The 24,620-nt window shown below is 39.2% G+C and carries 24 protein-coding genes; 5 read left to right on the top strand and 19 right to left on the bottom strand.

The genetic code is table 11. From position 1 onward, the window contains the following. Positions 1 to 6 precede the first annotated feature (6 nt). Genes RMA95_RS12205 through RMA95_RS12170 form a run of 8 tightly spaced genes read right to left on the bottom strand, consistent with a single transcriptional unit; the run spans position 7 to position 6,767 of the window. Positions 7 to 960, bottom strand: coding sequence for a PDR/VanB family oxidoreductase (locus RMA95_RS12205; RefSeq protein WP_267530519.1), 954 nt, complete (start codon positions 958 to 960; stop codon positions 7 to 9). Between the two features lie 34 nt (positions 961 to 994). Further along, positions 995 to 1,732 carry an SDR family oxidoreductase gene (locus RMA95_RS12200; protein ID WP_311070889.1) on the bottom strand — a complete coding sequence of 246 codons (738 nt, stop codon included), beginning with the start codon at positions 1,730 to 1,732 and terminating at the stop codon, positions 995 to 997. A 10-nt stretch (positions 1,733 to 1,742) separates the two neighbouring features. Further along, a complete protein-coding gene (locus RMA95_RS12195) occupies positions 1,743 to 2,228 on the bottom strand; it encodes an aromatic-ring-hydroxylating dioxygenase subunit beta (RefSeq protein ID WP_311070887.1) in 486 nt (161 codons plus the stop codon). A 10-nt stretch (positions 2,229 to 2,238) separates the two neighbouring features. Continuing rightward, positions 2,239 to 3,516, bottom strand: a complete 1,278-nt coding sequence (locus RMA95_RS12190) for a Rieske 2Fe-2S domain-containing protein (protein WP_009392122.1) — start codon at positions 3,514 to 3,516, stop codon at positions 2,239 to 2,241. A 29-nt stretch (positions 3,517 to 3,545) separates the two neighbouring features. Continuing rightward, positions 3,546 to 4,079, bottom strand: a complete 534-nt coding sequence (locus tag RMA95_RS12185; RefSeq protein WP_311070884.1) for a nuclear transport factor 2 family protein — start codon at positions 4,077 to 4,079, stop codon at positions 3,546 to 3,548. 4 nt (positions 4,080 to 4,083) lie between these two features. Continuing rightward, positions 4,084 to 4,443 carry a hypothetical protein gene (locus RMA95_RS12180; RefSeq protein ID WP_013197688.1) on the bottom strand — a complete coding sequence of 120 codons (360 nt, stop codon included), beginning with the start codon at positions 4,441 to 4,443 and terminating at the stop codon, positions 4,084 to 4,086. Between the two features lie 29 nt (positions 4,444 to 4,472). Further along, positions 4,473 to 5,621: an acyl-CoA dehydrogenase family protein gene (locus tag RMA95_RS12175; protein ID WP_311072266.1), complete on the bottom strand. Its 1,149-nt coding sequence runs from the start codon at positions 5,619 to 5,621 to the stop codon at positions 4,473 to 4,475. 36 nt (positions 5,622 to 5,657) lie between these two features. Beyond that, on the bottom strand, positions 5,658 to 6,767 hold the full coding sequence (locus RMA95_RS12170) for an amidase (protein ID WP_311070882.1): 1,110 nt from the start codon (positions 6,765 to 6,767) through the stop codon (positions 5,658 to 5,660). Between the two features lie 149 nt (positions 6,768 to 6,916). Here RMA95_RS12170 and RMA95_RS12165 point away from each other — a divergent pair, with 149 nt between their 5' ends. From RMA95_RS12165 to RMA95_RS12155, 3 genes are all read left to right on the top strand, one after another. Beyond that, on the top strand, positions 6,917 to 7,384 hold the full coding sequence (locus tag RMA95_RS12165; protein ID WP_004701395.1) for a MarR family winged helix-turn-helix transcriptional regulator: 468 nt from the start codon (positions 6,917 to 6,919) through the stop codon (positions 7,382 to 7,384). Between the two features lie 415 nt (positions 7,385 to 7,799). Beyond that, positions 7,800 to 9,149: an MFS transporter gene (locus RMA95_RS12160; RefSeq protein ID WP_311070879.1), complete on the top strand. Its 1,350-nt coding sequence runs from the start codon at positions 7,800 to 7,802 to the stop codon at positions 9,147 to 9,149. A 109-nt stretch (positions 9,150 to 9,258) separates the two neighbouring features. Beyond that, on the top strand, positions 9,259 to 10,515 hold the full coding sequence (locus RMA95_RS12155; protein WP_311070877.1) for an OprD family outer membrane porin: 1,257 nt from the start codon (positions 9,259 to 9,261) through the stop codon (positions 10,513 to 10,515). A 35-nt stretch (positions 10,516 to 10,550) separates the two neighbouring features. On the opposite strand, the gene RMA95_RS12150 is transcribed toward RMA95_RS12155, so the two are convergent. From RMA95_RS12150 to RMA95_RS12135, 4 genes are read right to left on the bottom strand one after another with little or no spacing between them, the layout of a single operon-like run. Beyond that, positions 10,551 to 11,294: an SDR family oxidoreductase gene (locus RMA95_RS12150; RefSeq protein ID WP_001140456.1), complete on the bottom strand. Its 744-nt coding sequence runs from the start codon at positions 11,292 to 11,294 to the stop codon at positions 10,551 to 10,553. A 15-nt stretch (positions 11,295 to 11,309) separates the two neighbouring features. Further along, positions 11,310 to 12,008 carry a histidine phosphatase family protein gene (locus tag RMA95_RS12145; protein WP_311070875.1) on the bottom strand — a complete coding sequence of 233 codons (699 nt, stop codon included), beginning with the start codon at positions 12,006 to 12,008 and terminating at the stop codon, positions 11,310 to 11,312. After that, on the bottom strand, positions 12,005 to 13,126 hold the full coding sequence (locus RMA95_RS12140) for a phosphotransferase family protein (protein WP_311070874.1): 1,122 nt from the start codon (positions 13,124 to 13,126) through the stop codon (positions 12,005 to 12,007). Before RMA95_RS12140 ends, RMA95_RS12145 begins: the two co-directional genes overlap by 4 nt. Before the next feature lie 17 nt (positions 13,127 to 13,143). Further along, positions 13,144 to 14,388, bottom strand: coding sequence for an acyl-CoA dehydrogenase family protein (locus tag RMA95_RS12135; RefSeq protein ID WP_311070872.1), 1,245 nt, complete (start codon positions 14,386 to 14,388; stop codon positions 13,144 to 13,146). A gap of 88 nt (positions 14,389 to 14,476) precedes the next feature. On the opposite strand from RMA95_RS12135, the gene RMA95_RS12130 reads away from it, so the two are divergent. Further along, entirely contained in the window at positions 14,477 to 15,397 is a 921-nt protein-coding gene (locus RMA95_RS12130; RefSeq protein ID WP_013197679.1) for a LysR family transcriptional regulator, read from the top strand. Positions 15,398 to 15,439: 42 nt separating this feature from the next. Then, the gene (pcaU, locus tag RMA95_RS12125; RefSeq protein WP_004701378.1) at positions 15,440 to 16,252 is read left to right on the top strand and encodes an IclR family transcriptional regulator PcaU; all 813 of its coding nucleotides are present in this window, start codon (positions 15,440 to 15,442) and stop codon (positions 16,250 to 16,252) included. A gap of 93 nt (positions 16,253 to 16,345) precedes the next feature. Here pcaU and RMA95_RS12120 read toward each other — a convergent pair whose 3' ends face one another. The 7 genes from RMA95_RS12120 to RMA95_RS12090 form a co-directional block, all read right to left on the bottom strand. Beyond that, entirely contained in the window at positions 16,346 to 17,212 is an 867-nt protein-coding gene (locus tag RMA95_RS12120) for an MBL fold metallo-hydrolase (protein WP_191011714.1), read from the bottom strand. A 4-nt stretch (positions 17,213 to 17,216) separates the two neighbouring features. Continuing rightward, positions 17,217 to 17,630, bottom strand: coding sequence for a DUF6691 family protein (locus RMA95_RS12115; protein WP_039252260.1), 414 nt, complete (start codon positions 17,628 to 17,630; stop codon positions 17,217 to 17,219). A gap of 4 nt (positions 17,631 to 17,634) precedes the next feature. Next, positions 17,635 to 18,048, bottom strand: coding sequence for a YeeE/YedE family protein (locus tag RMA95_RS12110; protein WP_151749351.1), 414 nt, complete (start codon positions 18,046 to 18,048; stop codon positions 17,635 to 17,637). Between the two features lie 133 nt (positions 18,049 to 18,181). Then, complete coding sequence (locus RMA95_RS12105) at positions 18,182 to 18,649, bottom strand: DUF6438 domain-containing protein (protein WP_004701369.1); 468 nt, start codon at positions 18,647 to 18,649, stop codon at positions 18,182 to 18,184. A gap of 629 nt (positions 18,650 to 19,278) precedes the next feature. Beyond that, positions 19,279 to 21,708, bottom strand: coding sequence for a glucose/quinate/shikimate family membrane-bound PQQ-dependent dehydrogenase (locus tag RMA95_RS12100; protein ID WP_311070862.1), 2,430 nt, complete (start codon positions 21,706 to 21,708; stop codon positions 19,279 to 19,281). Positions 21,709 to 21,790: 82 nt separating this feature from the next. Beyond that, positions 21,791 to 23,110 carry a carbohydrate porin gene (locus RMA95_RS12095; protein ID WP_311070860.1) on the bottom strand — a complete coding sequence of 440 codons (1,320 nt, stop codon included), beginning with the start codon at positions 23,108 to 23,110 and terminating at the stop codon, positions 21,791 to 21,793. A 56-nt stretch (positions 23,111 to 23,166) separates the two neighbouring features. Next, positions 23,167 to 24,618 (bottom strand): right-handed parallel beta-helix repeat-containing protein, encoded by a 1,452-nt coding sequence (locus RMA95_RS12090; RefSeq protein ID WP_311070858.1) that lies wholly within the window; start codon positions 24,616 to 24,618, stop codon positions 23,167 to 23,169. Between the last annotated feature and the right edge of the window lie 2 nt (positions 24,619 to 24,620).

Here is a 24,620-nt window from a genome sequence, read left to right as displayed (position 1 = left end):
AGAGCATTAGATATCTAAAACTAATCTCGGTGTTTTAGAGCGCGAACAGCACACCAATATTTGTTCATTGCTGGCTTTTTCTTCATCAGTAAAATAAACATCTCGATGATCAGGTTCGCCTTCAATTACATCGCACATACAGGTTCCGCATACGCCTTGCTCGCAAGACATTTCAATGTCGATGCCTTCTTTAGCCAAAGCCTGCAAAATGGTTTCACCAGCTTCAACCATAATGATTTTTCCACTACGCTCAGCCACCACCTCAAATGAATCTCCAGAAGTATCAGTTTCAACTTGGAAATATTCTTTGTGGATTTGCTGTTCAGGAAAATCGTGAGTCGTGGCAAGGTTAATCACCCAGTCCATGAAACCGACTGGACCACACGTGTAAATATGGCTTTCCGAGTCAATATCTTTAATGGCAGATTCAAAAAATGCTCGGTGGCTTGCACCTTCGGATTTAAAATGGAAGGTTGTATATTTTGCTAACTCACCATTTTTAATTTCATCAACAAAAGCACAGTTCTCAGCGCTAGCACCACAGTAATGAAGCTCAAATGATTCGCCTTCGTGTGCAAGTTGATAGGCCATCGTGATTAACGGTGTAATCCCGATACCACCGCCAATCAATACACTGTGTTTGGCTTTTAAAAGTGGAAATAAATTTTTTGGTTCACTGACCTGAATTTGCATGCCATCTTTAATTTCATCAAAAGCCGAGACTGAGCCACCACGTGATTCAGGGTCACGTAAAATTCCAAGGCGGAACTTTCCTTCGTCATTTGGATTTTGACAAAGTGAATATTGGCGCACCATGCCATTCGGTAAGTGCACATCAATATGCGCACCCGCTTCAACTTTTGGCAAGGTTGTAGAAGTTGCAGATTCAAATTCCATGACTGCAATATTTCCACCTTCCACATGGCGATTTTTAACGACAACATCATAAAGTGTAGTCATGATTTAACTCCCTTTTCACGCGTAGCCTATTGGCTTAACGCATGAATAAACCACCGTTAATATCCCATGTTGCACCAGTCACAAACCCCGCATTTGGACTCGCGAGCAACCCACAAGTTTCAGCAATAAAATGCATACTTCCTAAGGATTTAACCGGAATATTCTGGATGAACTGTTCCATTTTCTCGTCAGACACCACACTATGAACGATTGGAGATTCCATCGGTCCTGGTGCAACCGCATTAACCGTCACCCCTTTTGCCGCAAATTCTTTGGCAAAAATTTTGGTTAACGTCACAATCGCACCTTTGGTTGCAGCATAGTGTGCACCCGTTGCAGTACCGCCATTTTGTCCTGCTAACGAGGCCATATTAATGATGCGTCCATAGCCTTTTTTAGCCATATATTGACCAATAATTTGACAAGCTTGAAAGGTGCCACGTTGGTTAACTTGGGTCACCCAATCAAAATCGGCTGCAGTAATTTCTAATACGGGCGTTGCTTTGGTAACGGTGGCATTGTTAATTAACACATCAAGTTTAGAAAATTTCTCTTCAATCCATTGCACCGCAGCATGAAAATCTGCTTCAACCGAAATATCTAATTTCACGGGAAACATATTTTGTGCATATTGACTTTGTACCTTGGCATTTTCGGCTTTTTCAAGCGTACTTGCTGACAAAATCACTTGATGGCCTTGGCTCGCAAAATATTCAGCAATCACATTACCGAGTCCAGAAGCAGCACCTGTCACTAAAACAACTTGTTTCATGTTACCGCTCCTAAAGAATGTAGCTAATACCAGCTAAGGTATCAGTTGAGTTAACCAAGTTAATGATTTTACGGTTAATCTTAAAGCCTGTAGCCGCATCACGCGTCAAATGGTAAGTAATATCTGCGGTGTAATGCTTGAGATTTTCTTTACGAAATTCACGTAAGCTTTGAGCACAACGCAAAACGATTTCATTATCTTGGTCTTGAATAACACGTACACGAGAAACACTACGCACAGTATTTGCTTTAGGCGCTGTAGAAATCGCTTCACCATTTTCCAGACGCTCTACACGCAAAGTACGCATATGATTATCGTCATAGGCATAATTTAAGTTGTTTTCGTAGTCAGTGAGGTTTGGGTCAATTGGAATGATATAGACACCTTTTTCATTCCATAAATTGAGCCATTCACGGTATTCACTGTGGTCTAACATGTCTGCTTCAGCCCAGATGAAAGCAGTGACTTCATTTAATAATTGCAGATTCATATTCATTGCTCTCTCCTTAAGCCTTCATCATCTTTTTCCACTGCTGATATGCTGCACGCATACCTGTTTCAGCACTGACATCACTTTTTAAGCCATCTTCAGTTTTGACTTCGCCCGGTAAACCACGGTTCAACATGATCCATAAATCATTACCCGCATTGGCGCCGTGTTGTACGCGTTCCCAAGCTTCTGAGTCATCTGGAGTACCAAAACCAAATGGACCTTGGAAATGTTCATGCAAACGTAGGCGATATTGGTTGGCAATTTGCGGACCACCGTCCATCGTAATTACCGAGTGATGAATTTCTGTTTCAGCAACTGAAATTGGCTGTAATACACGGAAGAAGGCCATCGAACATGCGATGTTCGGGAATAAATTTAAGTTAAAGCCAGAACCACCGACTGCACGAACAATACGGCGTACTTCTAATTCTTCATGGCCTTCATCACGCAAAGCTTGAGCCAAGTCTTCAAAACGTTCTTGTATTGGACGCTCCATGAGCTCTTCGTCTAAATCAACCAGTTCAGGAATCATCACCATTACACTGTGACCATTACCTAAATCTTCAACAAAGCCCGGTTGGTTTTCAAAGTTAAAGAGTTCTTCTGTTTTTTCATCTACAGAACTTAAGAATGACTTATGTACCAACGGGAAGTGATATGCATCGGTAGTATTTTCAAGCTGGATTTTCCAGTTACCCGGGAAACGGAAACGGTGTTCACCCAACACCTTAATTGGATAACCCGCACCTTGTTTCATAAACAGGTCAATCCATTTTTTCGCGGGCCCAAGGAACTCTTCAAGCGGTTGAATGTCTTCTTTAAATGAAGCGAAGATCATGCCGTTATATTCTTCTACCCGTAGACTCACCAGTGGTAATTCTGATTTATCTAAACAATCACCGTAGCTTTCTGGAGATGGCACACCACGTAAACTACCGTCAAGTGCATAACTCCAACCGTGGTACGGACATACAAAACTATTGGTTTTTCCTTTTTTATGTTCACATACGGTTGCTGCACGGTGACGGCAACGGTTTAAAAGTACATGGACTTTCTTTTTACGGTCACGCACCACAACCACAGGCTGTTTACCAATGTTAATGGTTTTATAGCTTCCACCTTCCGGAATTTCGCTGGCATGTGCAACCCACACCCAAGTGCTATAAAAGATTTTTTCCATTTCTTCATCAAAAATGCGTTCATCTTTATAAAGAGAAGTATGGGCACGGTCACTTTGAACCAAAGTATCGTAATCAGTGCCAATGTTATGCGTCGGGATAATACTGTTCATATCAATAGTCCTTTTAAATATGTCCTGGGTCATTCCTGGGAAGGTACCGGTAATTCGGCTTCACTGTGCCAATGCGATACGGGACGACTGAAAATATTCTGTGTTTGGAAATGTTTAATTTTCCATGTTCCATCTGCTTGCTTTTGGAACTTCACGTTGAGCTTTGCTGTATTCAGATGACTACGGCCATCTTTAAACGTTGAAGTCTGCAACATCAGCCATGAAGCATTTGCATCATTTTGATTTACATAAATTTGTTCTGAATTTACAAAGTGTGCATTCATAACAAAGTGAGATTCTTTTTGGGTATAGCTTTTAAACATGTCGTAAATCGACTGCCAAGAATCATAACGGCCAAAGGATTTGGCATATTTCTCGCCAATACCTTCCCAAATACAGTCTTGATCAAAAAGATTCATCAGCTCTTCAAGGTCTGTATTTGCATTGAGCTCGTCGCAGATTTCCATATAACGGTTCAGGCAGTTGCGAATGGCGTTGTGCGCTTCTAACTGTTCTAGTCGCTCTAAGATTTCTGCAATATTCACTTTGTCATTCATCGCCATCGCCCTAACGTTGGATAATTAATTCGCGTCCAACACGAGCTTCAACTTTGCAATATTTCCAAAGCTTGTATGGACCTTCACCCACCACCGTCGTTCTAAACAAATTACAAGCCGCATGTACTGTTTCAATATCCGGAACATCTGCAAGCAAGTACGTGGTCCAAGGCCAGCCAGCACTTGGGCCAACCATGCTTTGGTCATCATCAAGATTTCCAAAAACATGTACACCCGGTAAGTCATGAATGCCATTCCACATTTCACCAAACGCGGCCCAAACTGCTTTTGCTTCAGCAGGTTCCGCATCAAAAAAGTTTTGGTTAATCCCCATGCAGAACAAAACGCGTAATGATTTTTTAACTTCCATCTCAATATTCCTTTTTTAAAAATTAAAACTTATAGATAACCTGGGGTTGGCTTTAACCCGAAACTGATTGAGCCTGCATTTTGTAAAGTCGCATCGCCCATAAAGGCATGCTGAGTCACCACATTGGTGTCATTTACAAAACGGCTAAATGGATTGTTGGTATAGATCGCTGTCATGCCCGCGAGCATTTGCATTTTTCGGGTCACTTTGGCACAAACTCGCGCTGCATGGGTACATGCCAGACGCATATCACTAATTTGTTCAGCAGTGGCTTCACGACCAGCAATAATTTCATGCCAGACAATGTCCATGGTTTGATAAAACCAAGACTTTGCTGCCTGAAATTCCGCATCTGCTTGAGCAAACTCATATTGAGTTACTGGTCGGTTAGCAATTTCTGACCCACCCGTAATAGATGCTTTACCCGGTGCTAATTTTTCAAATTCTTCTAATGCGGCAGCTGCAACCCCAATACCCACTACGGTTAATACTTGAGTCGCTAAAGACAGTGATGGATATTTAAAAAATGGCTCACTTAGTTTTGAAGGTTCACCCCGTACAAAAGTCCATTTCTTTTCAACCAATACGTCTTCGACGACTAAGTCATGGCTTCCTGTACCTTTTAGGCCAACGGTGTCCCAAGTCATTTCAATTTTGGCTTTTTTTGCAGGCATCACTGCCATACGTGGTAAGCCTTGCATTTCATTATTTTTAAGCGGTGAAATCCCCACGCCGACAATGTCAGCTCCCATACAGCCACTTGAGAATTTCCAACGTCCACGAACCACGACACCTTCATCGGTAATTTCGGCAGGTTGTGGTGGAAAAATACCTCCAGCAAACACCACATCTGGTCCGTTTTGGTACAATTCTTTAAGTGTATCTTCAGGCAAACTTCCCAAATACGCAGGGCTCATACCGAAACTTGCCACCCAACCGACTGAACCATCAGCTTTAGATAGGGTTTCAATCAATTCACAAAACTGTCGTGGTGACCATTCTTCACCACCAAAACGTTTAGGCACCAAGGCACGATAAACACCAATCTGTTTAAGTTTTTCGATAACGTCTTGGCTCACATATGCCTGATTATCAAATTCACCTGTACAGGCACGTTCACGAATTTCTTGACACAAAGCGTCTAAGTCAACTGCTTTGTCTTGAGAAGCAAACTCCATTTTAGACAACTTATTCATCATCTAACTCCTTGTAATTTATTGCATTGCATCAACACAAAATTTAGCTATTGCGCATAATTGCTCATCTTTTTGATGCTTCGATACGATCTGTAAGCCCACTGGTAAACCTTCACTGGTTTTAAGTGGCACTGAAATAACGGGATGACCTGATAAATTAAATGGTCGAACTAAACCGGTAAGATTCAGAAAAGCGACTGTGTTTTCAGCTTCAGAAACTTTTGGTGGAATTTGCGGAAGTGTCGGTAGAACCAAGGCATCATATTTGTCTAATAAAGCATCGAGTTCTTGGGTGAGCTGCTCTTTTACAGCTTCCGCTTGTTTTACTTGCTCTAAAGTGGTGTGTGCCGCTTTTAATAAACGACCATTTACATCAGAACCAATTAAGCCAGTTTGGGTTAATTCACCAAAAGCTTGCCAATTTTCATAATTAATAATCTGCATGCCTGCATCATAAGCTGCTTCAAAATGTTCAACTTTTTCTGAAGTGGTCTGTAAATTTGCTTTTTGAAGTGCTTGATGAATACAGCTCCAAACAACCTCATCTGCTTTGACATCTAAAACAGCAATTTTTGGTGCACTAATAAATTCAGTAGGTTTGAAAGTTGGATCAATAATTTGCATGGCCTTTTCAATCATCTCGACTGAATTTGCAAAAGGACCAACACAATCTAAAGAACTTGACGGCGGATATACGCCTTTTCTGCTCACACGACCAAAAGTTGGTTTTAAACCAAAAACTCCGCAGCACGCAGCGGGCATACGGATAGAGCCGCCAGTGTCGGTACCTAAAGTAAAATCAGCTTGTTTTGCTGCAACTGCCGCAGCCGAACCACTCGAAGATCCGCCTGGAATAAGTTCAGGATATTTAGGGTTGATGGGTGTACCAAAAGCATGGTTAATGCCTGTAATACCAAAAGCCAATTCGTGCAAATTTGTTTTGGCAATAATTTCACAGTCTGCTTTTAAAATGTTTTTAACCACCTCAGCATCATCTTGAGCAGGTTCAACATTTAATAAAGCTCGACTACCAGCAATGGTTTTTAGACCTTGAATATCAATTGTGTCCTTGACCATCACCTTGAGCTTGCCACTTCCTTTGTGCACGCTTTGGCTAACAATATTCATTCACTTTTCCATGTATTTTTATTCATCAATCAAAATATCGGAAAATTTAATGGAATTGTCAAGTATTTTTTATAATTTGTTCTCAAGGAAATATCCAAAATTTTGTTTATAATAGGATTACCCTTTTTTCACTAAGTTATTGCTTAGCTATGCTTGATCATTTAGAACAATTTCTTCCTAATAAAGAACCGTCGAGTATTCAAAACTTCCCTTTTTTTTGGGTTTCCCAAGTTAACGGAAAATATTCACAACTCATTGAAAAATCAATAAAAAAACTAGGTATTGATAATACACGCCGTAAAATCATTTTAAGTACTAATGCTTTGGGTGAAGCCAGTATCACCGATATCGCTAATCTTTCTACCTTAAAGTTAACTACGGCAACAAAAGCTGTATATCGCTTAGTAGAAGATGGAATTGTTGAGGTCTACTCTTCTACCACCGATGAACGCATCTCGATGGTGAAATTAACTCCCAAAGGTGTCGAGCTGGTTGAACAGATTAATCAAATTAGTGTGGTTACCTTGGCAGGCATCCTAAATGCTTTTTCAGAAGATGAGCTTCACAATTTAAATCACCAGTTAAAAAAATTATTTGACCTCATGCCATCAAGTTAATTATTTGACTTGATATCGGGTTCAATGCGCTCAAGAGCAGCATGAAACAGTTCTTCTTTTCTCGCTGCTCTTTATCAAAATAAGTTTTAATATTAAAAAATAAATAAAAATCAGTTTCTTAATTCAATAAATTATTACTATCTGTTTACTTAACATACTTTTTAGGTATTCTAACATACTCAACAAGTAATGGAATTTTACATATAAAAAGAAAATAATAATTCCATGATCTTTAAAATCCCATTAACTCCTAATTGGGTTTAGACGCACTCTTCCGGTCTGAACGAGACCAAATTACTCATTTCTAGCCTATTTATTATTCTTATCTAAAAGGGGGAAATATCGAAAACTTCAGAGGAATAATAAAAGTTAGATATCAATTTCTTTAAGCGTTTTATACATAAGGATTAAGTGTATGAACCAAAGTAATATCGCTGTTGAAAGGACACAAAAGAAAAGCAATGCTTATGCATGGTATGTCGTAACACTTTGTATGTTGGCATATATATTTTCATTTATTGATCGCCAAATTCTAGCGTTGATGATTGAACCCATCAAAGCAGACCTTCAACTTTCAGATACTCAATTTAGCTTGTTACATGGCCTTGCCTTTTCACTATTCTACGCTGTGATGGGCTTACCATTAGCCTATATTGCCGACCGTTTTTCCCGACCAAAACTGATTTCAATCGGGATTATTGTTTGGAGTTTAGCAACGGCAACTTGTGGTTTAAGTAAAAACTTTATTCAACTGTTCTTGAGCCGCATGGCAGTTGGTGTGGGAGAAGCTGCGTTATCTCCAGCCGCTTATTCAATGTTTAGCGATATGTTTAGTAAGGACAAACTAGGCCGCGCGGTCGGGATTTATTCAATTGGCGCTTTTTTAGGTGGTGGTATCGCCTTTTTAGTTGGCGGTTATGTCATTAACTTGCTTAAAGGCGTGACACTCATTGAGGTTCCTTTATTGGGTGCGCTTAAAGCATGGCAAATTGCCTTTTTTGTAGTAGGTTTACCCGGCATCATTATTGGTCTGCTATTTATTCTGACCGTTAAAGACCCTACACGTAAAGGCCAACAGCTCAACCAAAATGGACAAGTTGACCAAGTCAAATTTTCACAATGCCTTCAGTTTATAAAAAAGCATTCGAAAACATTTGCTTGTCATTATTTAGGTTTTACCTTTTATGCAATGGCACTCTACAGCCTTACCAGTTGGACACCAGCATTTTATATTCGAAAGTTTCAACTCGCGCCGACTGAAACAGGTTACATGCTTGGTACGATTCTATTAATTGCAAATACATTAGGCGTGTTTTGTGCAGGTTGGCTAAACGACTGGTTTATTAAAAAAGGTCGTCAAGATGCACCGATGTTTACAGGTGTGATTGGGATTGTTGGCCTGATTATTCCAATTGCATTTTTTACCCAAACAGATCAATTCTGGCTTTCAGTCAGCTTACTGATTCCTGCAATGTTTTTCGCATCTTTCCCTTTAGTGATTTCAGCAACTGCTTTGCAAATGTTAGCCCCAAACCAATTTAGAGCACGTCTTTCTGCCCTATTCCTTTTGGTGAGTAACTTAATTGGACTCGGTATTGGTACAACATTGGTGGCCATTATCACAGATAAAGTTTTTGGTAGTCCGTTAATGGTGGGTTCTTCTTTATCTATTGTGGGCGGCCTTTCGTGTGTACTGGCTTTGGTCCTACTTTTTAAAGGCTGCAAATTCTTTAGTGAAAGTATGAAGCTTGAAAAATTAAATTAATAGGTCTCATCAATTGCCAAAATGTACTCTCTAATTAAACGCTTAGAGAGTACCGAAATATTCAAAATTACGTAGTGCCGAGGACTGGCATACATCTGGGAAATGGATTATGGAATTATTTCACCGTTTTAAACCACACACTTTAGCCGTTGCCACTTTATTACTGATGTGCAGCAACTCATGGGCCGCAAATCCAAATCAGCAAACTGAAGATGAATGGAAATTCACTTTAAAAAACGCCTATATCAACCGTGATTTTGATAATGATGCCTTAAAAGATACTGGTAGTTGGTCTCAGGCAGCGTCATTATTTTATAAATCGAAAATGCATGACACTCCACTGCAAATTGCAGACAAGCCTATTACGATTGGTGCCGATGCTTCTGTTCAATATGCTGTGCGCTTAAGTTCAGACAAACATGTCGCAGATACTATTCTGCCTTTTAATAAAGAAACGCAATCTCAGGCTTCAGACTATTTAAAATACGGCGCGACTTTAAAGCTGGGCTATGACAAAACCTTGCTGAGTGTCGGTGAACTCTGGCTAGATTTACCTGTAACGGCAGTCGATGCTAGTCGTCAGTTACTCACATCGTATTGGGGAACCAACTTAAAGTCTCAACTTTCAGATCAGCTCTATGCTGAAATTGGTCGGGTTGAAAAAGTGTCGCCACGAAATGAAGAAGACTTTAAAAAGTTTTCTTTCACATCAAATGGAATTACCAAAGAATCTGATGGTTTGAACTACATTGACTTGCGCTATCAATTCACGCCGTCTTTAAAGGGCGAATATTATTTTGGCAATTTGGAAGATCTGTATAACAAGCATTATGTAGGGCTTGAGCATACGTGGAAACAACCAACTTTTGCCCTGACCTCCAAATTTAAATATTTTAATGCGAAAGATGATGGCAATACCTTTGATATTGATGCCCAGAACATTGGTTTACTTGAAACCGTCAAAGTAAAAAACCATACCTTTGGTTTGGGTTACCAACAAATTATTGGAGAGTCGGCTTACCCATTACCAGATGGCTTCTTACCAGAAACTTATTTCATTAACTGGAATGCCACAGGCTTTTTCAAAGAAGATGAAAAGTCTTACCATGTCATGTATGGCTATGACTTTAAAGATTATGTGCCAGGCCTAAATGCGATGGTGAAATATGTTTACGGTCATGACTTTAAAGCAGCTAATGGTGAGAAAAACCACGAAACTGAGTCTAATGTGATTTTAAACTATGCATTTCAGCAGCCGCTCTTAAAAGGCTTTGCCCTGCAATATATTCGTATTGACTACAACGTTAAACACGGCAATGACTTTGGCGAAGACCGTTTATTCGTCAATTACACCAAAAAATTCTAAATAAAAATTACCCCCTAATTTTAGGGGGTAATTTTTTATCCTAATTTATTAACCAATCTCAAAGGTAAAACCTTCATGGCAATACTCATTGGTAACCACGGCCACTGCGGTACATAAGCTTTTACAGGTTGTTTTTCGATCGCTTTGACTAAAGCTTTACACCCTGTTTTGGCGTCGACTTCAAAAGGTAGATGTTTAGCACCTTCATTCATTTCAGTTCGGATGTAACCTGGGAAAATGGTTGAGACTTTAATTGGAGTATCTAGTAATTCAGCACGAATACCCTCGGCCAAGTGAGCGACCGCAGCTTTACTTGCCGCATAGGTCGATAAATGTTTTGGTAATCCGCGCATCGCACTCATAGACGACATGACCACCAAATGACCTGCATTTTGCGCTCTAAAAATTTCAATCGCTGCCTCACACTGTGCTAAAGCAGAGATAAAGTTTGTTTCGGCCGTGGCTCTATTAATTTCAAAATTACCTTTACCAATACGGCGACCATTTCCGACTCCCGCATTTACAATAATTCGGTCTAAATAGCCAAATTCTTGTTTAAATGCGCGAAATACTTCAAAAACCTGATCGTAATTGGTGACGTCCAGACTTTTTGCAATGACTTTAATACCGTACTGATTTTCAAGTTCAGTTTTTAAAGTTTCCAATCTGTCTAAACGGCGTGCACAAATCGCTAAGTTATAGCCTTTGGCAGCAAATTCATGCGCCATACCTGCGCCCAATCCAGAACTCGCACCTGTAATTAAAATTGTCTTCGCCATGCTTTTATCCTTATTTTAAATCCATGTCAGTAAATCTGGACGCTCAGCTTTTATAAAATGATGTTCATTTAAACTTAAAACCTGAGCTTCATTTCCAACCAAACGCAAAGTCGTGAGGCTTGTATTCGCAATTGCCCAATTCAAAGCAAAAGTTCGATTGGGGCTCAGTTCAAGCAATTTTCCAATTGCTACAGAAATCACACCACCAGAGGTAAAAACGACTGCATAACGAGGCTTGGTTTTTGCTAACTCATCACAAAGTTGCTGCAATGCTGTTTCGACTCTTTCTTTAAAATGTGGCCAAGACTCATCATATTCATGATGAAAATCGCCATCGGTCCATCGTCCAATTGCGCCTTCAAATATTTTGGCAAGATATGCACGTGGGTTCTGTTCTTGCGCCACGTCAGCTTTTAACAGTTCAGGCTGTTCAAAACGCGGTTCATAACGGGCAAAAACCTGTTGGTGGTTAAACTCATTCCATAAATTATTATGATGAATTATCGCATCTGGAAAGCATTCATTTAGTGCGAGCTTTGCAGTCTGCTCATGACGCTGCATAGTTCCTGCAACCACATAAGGTTGTTCTTTCAATATTTGCTTAAAATAATGACCTAACAAAGTCGCCTGAGCCTCACCATTTTCAGACAGTTCATCATAGTTACTTTTACCAAACGAGGCCTGTCCGTGTCTTACCAGATAAATTGTGGTCATCTTTTTAAAATACCCTGTATTTTCTGTAGAGATTGCTGAGCAAATTCTGAGTCTTGCAGTTTTTGCTGCGCGATAAGTTTTAAAGCTCGGATATGTAGCGCATGAATCACGATCCAGAAATCTTTAAATGCAGGATTTCGGGTTTGTTTATGGTAATAACGGTAATAGATTTGCTGAGCAATCACTGCTAAACGGAATACACCAAACACTTCATAAAAAGCCCAGTTTTGAGGCTCCAATCCTGTTTTTTGCAAATAATATTCAACGACTTCCTTACGAGAGAACATTCCCTTTAAGTGAGTAGGCTGACGGCGTGTTGATCTAAAAATCATATTATCCGTTGACTCAACCCAATAAGCCAAAGCGCTACCCAAATCCATTAATGGATCACCTAAGGTCGCCATTTCCCAATCCAGCACCCCAATCACTTCTGTTGGATGCTGTGGATCTAAAATCACATTATCAAAACGCCAATCATTGTGAATAATGCAAGTCGTAGAGTCTTGAGGGACATTATCTTTCAACCATTTTCGGACATATTTAAATGAAGGAACATTAATTGTGCGGACTTTTTCATAGCGCTTATCCCAACCTTCAACTTGTCTACGGCAATATCCTGTTCCTTTGCCTAGTTCAGCTAAAGGCGTGTTCTCATAAGGAACTTGATGTAGCTCAATCAAATTATCAATAACATTTACACAAAGTTGATGAACATCTTCTTCATTAAAACCAAGTTCAGGCGGTAATTTTGCACGAGGAATAATGCCTTCAATGCGTTCCATGACATAAAAATCACAGCCAATGACCGATTCATCCTGACAAAGTGCCACCATTTTAGGAAGCACGGGATAATAAGGCACAAGATTTTTCTGCACCATATATTCACGGGCCATATCGTGGGCCGATTTCGCTTTTGTTCCTTTTGGAGGACGGCGCAAAATTAAATCGGTATTTTCATACTTTAAACGATAAGTCCAATTCGACGCCCCGCCCGTATATTGAGTAACCACTGCTGGGCCAACCAACTCAACACCTTGGTTCTTTATCCAGTTTTCAACTGCCCCAATATCAAGCTCTTCACCTTCACGTACTTCACCGCCTATATCAATTACCGACATCTTCATTTCCTTTAAACTTATACTTTCTTATGACGACCGAAATAACCACGTTTGGCCAACTCTAATTTGGCAATCATGCCTTTATGTACTTCATCTGGACCATCAGCTAAACGTAAACTGCGTGCTTGGGCAAAGAAACCCGTTAATGGCGTATCTCTTGAAACGCCCGCACCGCCATGTAGCTGAATCGCCATATCGACTACTTTTTCTAATACACTTGGAGCGACTACTTTAATTGCAGATATTTCTGTTAAAGCAGCCATATTTCCTAAAGTATCCATTTTATAAGCAGCATACAAGGTTAAAAGTCTGGCTTGATCTATGGCTACCCTTGCATCAGCTACGCGTTCGAGGTTCCCACCAAGTTTTAAAATTTCTTTGCCAAACGCCGTTCTAGACATGCCTCGATCAATCATAAGCTCTAAAGCTTTTTCAGCAGCTCCAATACAACGCATGCAATGGTGAATACGCCCTGGTCCTAAACGACCTTGTGCAATCTCAAAACCTTGGCCCGCTCCACCAATAAAGTTTTCAAGAGGTACTCGAACATTATTAAAATGGACTTCACCGTGTCCATGCGGGGCATCGTAGTCACCAAACACAGGTAACATACGCTGAATTTCAACGCCCGCCGTGTCAATCGGTACTAAAACCATAGAGTGTTGATGATGACGGTCTTTGGTTTCATCTGGGGTATGTGCCATAAAAATAATGACTTTAGCATTTGGGTCACCTAAGCCAGACGACCACCACTTTTTGCCATTTAAAACAATTTCATTACCATCGATGAGTGCAGTTGCTTGCATATTAGTTGCATCGCTTGATGCAACATCAGGTTCAGTCATGCAAAAAACCGAACGAATTTTTCCGTCCAATAAAGGTTCTAACCATTGTTGTTTTTGCTGTTCACTGCCATAGCGCCATAACAATTCCATATTTCCTGTATCTGGTGCATTACAGTTAAAAACGGTTGGTGCCAATAAACTACGACCAGTTAATTCGGCTATATGCGCATATTCTTGAACAGTTAACCCAGCACCCAGCTTTTCATCGGGTAAAAACATATTCCAAAGACCGGTTTGCTTAGCTTTAGATTTCAGAGTTTCTAAAAGCTCGGGCCACTGCCACTTTTTCCAGTTTCCATCTGGATTTAACTCGTGAACTTCTTCCCAAAATTTTGCTTCGACAGGTTCTATTTCTTCTAAAATAAATTTTCTTGTTCGCTCTGCAAAATCCTGAGCTTTCTTGGAGAGTTCAAACATTCTTTTTCCTTTACATCATTATCTGGTCTTTACATCAACATAACTTGAAACTTAATATGAATGAAATGATTTTATTAAATAACGCCTCATGAATAATATTCATAACCTGCATGGCCTAGACTTAAGTTTTTTCCATCGAATTGATATCAATTTATATCCGCTATTTATCGCGATATATGAGCAAAAAAGTATTTCAAATGCGGCAAGCAGTCTCAATATTACGCAGTCGGCAGCTAGTCATGCTTTACAACGATTACGCCAGCAACTTGAAGATGATGTGTTTATACGAGTAGGCAATAAAATGTCTGCAACGCCTTTTGCAGAACAGATTTATCCAACTGTTAAGCAAGCGCTTTTAACCATTCAAAATATTAGCCAACAGAAACATGTCTTTGATCCAACCAGTTTAAAAAGCTTAAAAATCGCCGTGCATGATGAGATTGAACCGATTATTCTTCCAAGGCTTGCTCAACATTTTCAAAATCTTAATTTAGATTTGCAGTTTGTCAGTATGAAGCTAGATCGAAAACATATTATGGCGGACTTGGCGACGCAGCAGCTCGATTTCGTGATTGACCTAGAACAATATTTATCTCCAAAAATTACCTTTGATCATTTGGTAACAGATGAGTTCGTCATTTGCAGCCAACTTAAAGAAGTCGATTTATCTCGCTATATTAATGGACGCCACATTGGTGTTTCATCACGCCGTACGGGTGCTTTGCTTGAAGATATTTATTTAAACCAACATCAAAAAATATCAAGAAATGTATTTATGCGCTGTCAAAACTACTCAACGGCGTTACAAGTTCTGGCGGCTCAAGCCAACGCAATATTGACCATGCCCCGTATGATTTTGCAGCATTTATCTTATAGTCCTGAAATTTGCTTACATTCTCTGCCTTTTGAGATAACCAATATTAAAATGGGTATGTTTTGGCACGAAGATTTAAGGGATAATTTAAGACATCAATTTTTGCGACATGAAATTATTAAACTTTTTCAGTAAAGCAAATTGATCTACTAAGCTTCTATCGTACAAGGACCAGTAATGAGTAAAGATGAACGGATAATCCAAAATCAGGACAACAAAAAAACGATTCGTCATGAAGATTACATTGCTGGCATCGGTAAAGGCATGGCGATTTTAGATAGCTTTAGCAGCAATCAACATCGTTTAAACATTTCTATGGCGGCTGAAAAAACCGGACTCACCCGAGCGGCAGCAAGACGACACTTATTAACATTAGAATATTTAGGTTATCTTGAGTCAGATGGCCACTATTACTATTTAACTCCCAAAGTTCTTAAATTTTCAGGAGCTTATTTAGGTGCAGCTCAACTTCCAAAAGTGTCTCAGCCCTTATTAAATTTGTTAACTAACCAAACTTCTCTCATTTATTCAGTGATGGTGCTTGATGGTTATGAGGCCATTACCATTGCCCGTAGTGCTGCCCACCAACAAACCGACCGTGTAAATCCATATGGTTTACATTTGGGTAACCGCTTACCTGCTCATGCGACATCGGCGGGTAAAATATTACTGGCACATTTAAGCCAGCAAGAACAATTGGACTGGCTTCAAAAATATCCTCTTCAGCGTCTAACCAAATATACGCATGTCGAAAATGATAAATTTTTAGAGTTACTAAAAGAAATTCGAGAGCAAGATTGGTGTTATTCACGTGAAGAACACGAATTAGGTGTTCATGCGCTCGCCGTACCCATTTATGGACAAGACTTTAAAGTGGTTGCAGCTTTAAATATTGTTTCTCCAACTATGAAAACAACTGAAGAATATTTAATACAACACATTTTGCCGTTATTGCAAGAGACTTCGCGGGATTTGAGACAAGTTCTTTAAATCTTTCTTAGGCTATTTTACAGAGTTAATTTTATTAGTTTCTTAGGCTATTCGAACACTTAAACGATCTAAATGAATCTGCTTAGGCTATTTTTAGAAGTAGTTGAAAGGTATTTTCAAATAACGGATGCCATTTGATTCTGGTTCCGGAAAGTTTCCACCGTTCATATTAATTTGAATGGAAGGCAGAATTAATTTTGGCATTGCCAAAGTAGCATCTCTTTCTTGACGCATTTTTATAAATGAGTCTTTGGAAACTCTTTGGTTTAAATGAATATTGCTTTGCTTTTGAGTTCTAATATCTGTTTGACAGACATATTCATCACGGCCTTCGGGTTTATAGTCATGGCATAAAAACATGCGCATGTTGTTAGGAAGTGTATAAAGTTCTTGTACCGAATCATAAAGTGCAGCGGCACTTCCTTTAGGAAAATCGCATCTAGCAGAACCATAATCAGGCATAAATAAAGTATCGCCGACAAAAACAGCATCACCAATCACATAGCTCAAGCAAGCAGGTGTATGCCCTGGTGTAGGAATGTTATAGGCATCTAACTCTCCTATTTTAAAATGTTCATGATCTTCAAATAAATAATCAAAAGGCTGATTTTCATTAAATTTCTTAAAATCAAAATTATAAATAGCAGAAAATGTTTCTTGGACGATTGAAATCTTTTGACTAATCGCAATTGTACCACCCAATTGAGACTTTAAATATTGAGCCGCGGTCATATGGTCGGCGTGGACGTGAGTTTCTAAAATCCATTGTACTTTGAAGTTTTGCGCCAAGACATAATCGATAATTAAATCAGCGTTGGTTGTTTTTGTAGTTGCTGAAGCTGCGTCGTAGTCAAGCACACTATCAATAATCGCGCATTGACGAGTCGCTAAATCTGCAACAACATAGCTAAAAGTATTGGTGTTTTCATCAAAAAAATCTTTTACTAGAGGTTGTTGCATAAGTTTAATTTCCTTTATTTAAAACTCGGTAAATAAACATTCCTAATAACATTGCGACAATAAAATAAAGCGCTTCAAAATGTCCTAATCCGATAAGTGTTAAAGCTGGCGCTGGACATATTCCAGCTATTCCCCAGCCTATCCCGAAAATAAAAGCACCAGCAATTAGCCTTTGGTCAATCTGTGTATTCATTGGTAATTGAATTTGTTCATTAAAGATTGTTTTAGGACTTTTTATAGCCTTTTGAAATGGAATAAATGCCACAGCAATCGCGCCTAACATCACAAACATTAAGCTAATATCCCACTGCCCAAAGATATCTAAAAAACCTAATACTTTTTCAGGATTAGACATGCCCGAAATCATTAAACCTAATGAAAACAGACTACCAAATATAAAAGCCAAAATGTTTTTCATGACATTACCCCAAAACATGACGAACGATATAAACAGTTAACATGCCAGCGAACATAAAAACTGCTGTTGCTATCATGGAGCGTTTTGACAACCTGCTCATTCCACAAATACCATGACCACTTGTACAACCTGACCCAAGCCGAGTACCAAAACCAACCAATAAACCTGCTAAGATAAGAGCAAACATATTCGCTTTAATTTCAATTTCGGGTTGAAAAAAATAACCATAAATAAAGGGTGTAATAATTAATCCAGCAATAAACCAGAATGCAGAGCCTTTAAAGATATCTTTAGACGGATTAATGATTTGAGCAAGCAAACCACTAATTCCAGCGACGCGACCGTTTATATATAAATAACCGACTGTTGCAATGCCCAGTAGCAAACCACCTAAGAAAGCATAAACAATATTTGACATGTACTTACCCAAACAATATATATTTTTATAATATGTATTATACGCTTATTTATTTAGAAATACTTAAAATAAAACTCTTAAGTCTATAAATATCCTTAACAAGAAAAAGCCCCAAATTATGGGGCTTTTATCGTTAGATTAAATCTTTGATGCCTAATTGTTCAGGTAACTTTTCCATAACTTTATTTAGTCTGTTGTTTGCTGGAGAAATACAACCTGTGTAATGGCTTAATTTTGTTTCCGTGCCATTAGGTTTAATCCAAGTAATGTAATAGCTAGACATGTCAGTTGCAGTTTGCTGGCAACCCGCAGTTTTTGATTGAGTTCCTGTTTGAGGACGATAAGTTTTTAATTCACTGGCAAGTTTTTGATAATCTTTTACGCTACCTTGGATTTCTTTAACACCAAGTGTTTTTGTATATTGTTTACCTTCAAATCGAATTAAACCAGTAGGTGTTACTTCTACAGAGTATATTGGACATGCACCAAAACATGGACTAGAAGCATAACGAATTGTTTCTTGTGTATTAGGTGCTTGCTGAACAGAAGCACAACCCATTAAAGCTAAACCAGATAAAGTTGCAAGAACTAAAAATCTCATTACATCACCTATTATTATCAAGTGGCTTTAATCTAACAAATCATATCTAAATTGTCATTAAAGACTCATTTTTCGTCTCTTCATTTAGTAATGCTTAGGCTATTTTCAGATTTTTATAAAATTAGGATAGAATGCACATAAAAAAAGGCCCATCTTTCGATGAGCCTTAAGCCAATTAAAGCTTAAATTCCTGAAATACAAATTATTACTGGGTAGTAATAACCTGCGCCGACCATTCTAGCGTAATGCAATAAATTATATAAATATAATATAAATATATATTTACGCTCGTTTTTCCAACAAAAAAAACTGGTTTTTGATGATTAAAAACTGAATAATGTTTATTTTTAATTAAAATTCACGATCTTAAGTTAAACAAAACTTAATAAATTTTTAAAGTTTATTTATAGTTAAAACATTATAAAAAATTGCTTAATAGTTAGGCTATGACTAGTGTTCGTGTCGAATCGTTTATAAGAATTTTCTAAGTTTAGTAATAACTTCAAGCACTTTTTTACTATTTGGTAAAGCTATCTAACTAAAAATATAGAATTTCCATAAATACCTTAATATAAAAAAGATATAAAAAAATAAGGGCAAAAGAAAATTTATCCTTTTGCCCTCTTTAATCACTTCTCTAAGCTATATGCGATTACATAATCACCGTGGTCAGGAGACTGACGTGCTCCTCCCGCAGAAACAACCACATACTGTTTACCTGTTTTAGGTGAAACATAGCTGATAGGTGTTCCTTGGCTACCAACAGGCATACGTGACTTCCAAAGTTCTTTACCTGTAGAAGAATCAAAAGCACGTAAATAGTAATCTTGAGTTGCAGCAAAGAATACTAAACCACCCTGAGTTGCCATTGGGCCACCAATAGTCGGCATTCCAATTGGTGCTTTCAAGCCCATCTTAATACCCATAGGTCCCGTGTCTTCAACTGTACCCAATGGTACTTGCCATGCAACTTGACGAGTTTTCATGTCAATTGCAGTCATGGTACCAAATGGTGGTTTTTGACAAGGAATACTTAAAGCAGACATAAAGCGGTTTTTATTCACTTTATAAGGTGTACCTTTCATTGGTACCGCGCCCATACCTGTATTTACTTTTTCACCGCCACTCGCCTGAATCTTAATATCTTCAGGGGTTTGTTTAAGAAGTTGAACCCACAAACCAAGACGCATATCGTTTACAAACATGTAACGATGTGTTGGATCGAAAGCAATACTACCCCAGTTCATACCACCTAAAGAACCTGGGAAACTTAATGAAATATCAGTACCCGGTGCAGTGAATAGACCTTCGTAACGCATTGACTTAAAGTTAATACGACACATAAGTTGGTCAAACGGCGTTGCGCCCCACATATCTGACTCAGTCAAAGTCTGATTACCAATTTGAGGCATTTCAACAGAACGAGGTTGAGTCAAACTATATTGTTCACCCGGAATATTTGCAGCTTTAACAGGCTGCTCAATCACTTTAGTCAGTGGTTTGCCTGTAACTCGGTCAAGAACAAAGAATTGTCCCGACTTGGTCCCAATCACAACAGCTGATTTAGTCGTACCATCTTTTAATGGGAAGTCGACTAGACTCGGTTGCATTGGTAAGTCAAAGTCCCATAAGTCGTTGTGAACAGTTTGATATACCCACTTCTCTTTACCTGTTGTCGCATCAAGTGCTAAAACTGAAGTGTTGTATTTATGGTCTAATGGATTACGGTTACCACCCCAAATATCAACAGATGAACTACCCATAGGTAAGAAAACTGTATTCATTTGCGGGTCATAAGACATAGCAGCCCAAGAGTTTGCCGAGCTACGTTTATACGTTTCACCCGGTTTTAGAACATGATTAGGATCAGGATTACGAGGGTCAAATGCCCAGCGGAGTTTACCTGTAATCACATCATAACCACGGATAACACCACCCGGCATATCCGCTGCTACGTTATCAGCAATACGGCTACCCACCACAATGGTGGTACCTGCAATCGTTGGTGCAGAAGTGACTTCAAAACGTGGAGCTTTTGTTCCATCGCCTAAGCCTTCGAGTAGATTAACTGTTCCATTCACACCAAAGTCTGCACAGCGCTCCCCAGTATCCGCATTCACTGCAATTAAACGAGCATCTGGAGTATTGGTATATATACGGCGTGGACATGCTGTATTGGTCGCAACCGTAGTTACTGCATTCGCACCAGCCAAAGTTGGTTGAACAAGTGGTTTAGTCGAATCAAAGTATGCAACACCACGGCAACGTTCCCATGCATCGGCTTTAGAGTTTACTTCAGCTTTCCAGAGTTGCTTGCCCGAATCAGCATCGATTGCAAAAATGTTGTTATGTGGCGTACATAAAAAGACTTTATTTCCAACTTGTAGTGGGGTCATTTGGTCTTCAGCACCATTACCACTACCCGTTGTAAAATCACCCGTTCTAAAACGCCATGCTTCTTTTAGTTTATGAACGTTATCTCGGTTAATTTGATCGAGAGCAACAAAACGGCTACCACCCGTATCATTTCCATAATTTTCCCAATTCACCTGCTTTTTAGCTGGATCAACTGGTACTAAAGGTAGCTTTTCACCTGAACTTGCTACTGTTGGGTGCGGCTGGAACATTTGATAGAGCGCAATCAACATACCAATAACGACTAGACCACCAACAGCATACGCTGGAGCCGCTGAACCATTTTGAAATTGATAACGTCGAATTGAAGGTAAGGTAAACAGTAACGCAGCAAAAAGACCAGCAGGAAACATTAAGCGTGAGAATAACGGCCAAAACTCCCAGCCGGCATCAACAAATGACCAGATTACCGTACCAACAAAAACAGCAGCAAAAATCCCAACACCTAGTGCTTTTTTACGGAAAATGCTAATTGCTGAAACCGTTATAAATAATCCTGAGATAAGGAAATACCAAGAACCACCAAGAGATACTAGCTTCCCACCACCTACAATGTAAAAAACACCGGTAGCTAATAAAACTAGGCCTAATATAAAACACCATATTTTGAATAAGATATGAAACTTAGAATCTGACTCAGACATAGATCCTACTCCACATATACTGAACACAAATAGTTCAAGCATTTGGGCCAGTTAAACCATGTCTAACCAGCCATCATCATTGTTAAAAATTGACTTTCACACTCAGGCCCGCCACCCAAGCATCGTCAACCTCTTTTACACCAGCAGGTTGATGGATATATTGAATATTTGGACGCAACATGACAGCTGGAGACCATTGATAGGTATAGTTCAGCTCAATATTTAATTCGTCGTCTTGAATTGGAATATAGTTCGATGCGATCGGATCATAGCTATAATATCCACGGCTTTCGTTTGTTGCGATTTGCTTATCTTTAGCACGATCATTGACTACATAGTTGGCGATACCAAATCCAATCGAATCATTTGGACGGCTGTCAAATGGCCCTTTATACCAAAGTGCAAGTTGTTGAGTACTTTGAACAAAAGTCGTTGCTTTATCATTTACAACGCCATTAAAACTTACATATAAACCGCGTTTCGGATCTTGGCCGGCATGGCTAAGTTGTTGCTGAGCATTAATCCAGAAACTTTGTTTCCCGTCATGAACCTTACCCGCAGTTTTAACATCATTCGCCTCCGCGGTTGAGTACAGTGCACCAACTTTATATTCACCCGGTAAACCATTAAATAGAGCAAGTTTTGGTTTCCATGCAAGCTCAACTGGTATGGTTGCACCTTTCACATTATTCATATCCAGATTAAAACCATCACTATTTGATGCTGTTTTAATATTGTCTGGATTGACCTCATACGCACCAATTCCAAAAGTCCACTCGGGTGCAAACTGATATTTAACGTTTGCACCCCAAATACCAACTGGTGAGTTATACCAAATTGAACCAATTGATTTTCCTAACTGTCCACCACAAAGCAATAAGTTCTGAAACTCACATTGAGAACTATTAAAATCCTCTGACATACCCATACGGCCAACTTTGACTTGTACGGTATTATCCGCAAAACCTTTTTTGATCCATGCTTGAGATAAGCGCCAGATTTTTCCACGACCATAAATTTCTTGCGCGTTGCCTAGTTGGCTAGAGCGTGGGTCTTTAATACGCTCTAAAGTAAGCGCATTACCATCACGTTTAGTCACAACAAGACTCGCTGTTGTATCTTTCCATCCAGCGATTTTTTCTAAATCAAAGTTTGCACCTAAAGAAAGCTGTGCAGCGTTTTCAAAAGTATTATTGTCGTTGTAGCCACCATCTAAGTTTGTAGCAGCTTGGCTCATGATAGAAGCTGTAAATTTATAGCCTTGTTGCTCTAGCTGTTGGCGCTCGCCATTCCAATCACCAAGTAACCATTGACGGTCTTGCGACCACGGTTCATTTGCAAGAGCAAATTGACTGCCCATCACAGCAATCGTTAACACACTCAGTTTCATTAAATTTGGCATTTTAAATCCTTTTATCTTTTCTAAATGCGCCCCTGTTTGAGGCGCTTTATTTGTTGTTATTTAATTTGCGTAAAGCCAAGCTCAGAAGTGGCGCCAAAGTGATCTGTTACATTCGCTGTAATTGATGCAACTTTGACACTTGGTTTCCAATTGGCTTTTGCGTTGCCATGTGTATCTGTAGCAACTGTTATTGTTCCTAAATATTGCTCAGCTTCTTTTGAAGTCGCTTTTTGGTTGCCAAAAAACTCAACTTGATAGCGCTGGTTTGGTAAACCATTAACTTCGATATTAACTGAACCATTATTTGCTGTTAACTTAGGTGCTTTAATACCCTGATTAGGTTGAGGGTTACAGCCTTGTTCATTTGGTTGAGTACAAGTTTTTTGTAGTTTAGATGGCTCAATCACTACACCGCCACCACGTGAACCAACAAAACCTTCATGTTCAAGTGCAGGTACACCAAATACTATTGCACCTAAACGCTGATTTGGTACACATGATCCACCAGCTTCACAGCGTTTAATATCTTTAGAATTGTCCCAAATTAAGTTTTTAGTCAATGTAATTCTTGCATTTGCATCTTTTTCTGAGCGAATGGCAACACCAATACGGTTACCATGAACTTTATTGCTATCAAGAATGTTGCCATCACCAGTCATATTTAGACCAATCGAGTTATTGGTCATTTCGTTGTAGGCAATATAGTTACGCTTGCCCCAATTAATCTGTAAGCCATCCGAATAATTTTCAAACTTATTACCAACTACAGCATTGTCATTGCCCCACAAGATTTCAATGCCTTGTGAAGGCTCAGGGTTTACTTTAGTAGAAATAAAATGGTTATTTGCAATCAGGTTAAAAGCAGCGCCACGTGTTAGCTCTAAACCATCACCATTGTCTTGGAAAATGTTATCTAAAACTTTGTTGTTATTTGTAGTGGTTGCTGTCGGATTACCTTTACCATCATCTCCCGTAATCATGACACCAGCACCACCATAGTTATTACTAATACGGTTATGCTGAATAAGGTTATTGCTTGAACGGTTAACCAATACCCCAATACAGAAGCGATGGATATCTAATCCTTTTAAAGTCACGTTATTGACATCACGTAGTACAAAACCCGGTAAAGTCATAGTACGGACATTGGTACCATACTGCTCAGGGTTTGCACCTGGGCATGCTTTTGCTCCTTCGCCTTTAATGTAATTTGATCCATCAATTGCGATGTATTCACCAGTTTTATCCCACTCTGTACCAATAATTTTGACAGGTGCTTTAATTTCAGGTAGTGCGCTATTTAATTTAATCGCATAAGGTGCTTTGCCTACCGCCTGAATCAAGATCTCGCTCGATTCACTTGGGTTAGCATTAGCTTGCTCAATTGCCCAGCGTAAAGAACCTTTGTTGCTATCATCTTGATAACGGTCAACAACATAAGTTTGTGCTGCGGTTATTCCTGAAACCATTAAACCTAATGCAAGAGTAGTTAAACGTAATGTATTCATTT

Source organism: Acinetobacter sp. V110_1, from assembly GCF_031798975.1.
Taxonomy (GTDB): Bacteria; Pseudomonadota; Gammaproteobacteria; order Pseudomonadales; family Moraxellaceae; genus Acinetobacter; species Acinetobacter nosocomialis_A.
Note: the sequence above shows the minus strand (reverse complement) of the source record. Positions and strands in the feature narration are given on the sequence as shown.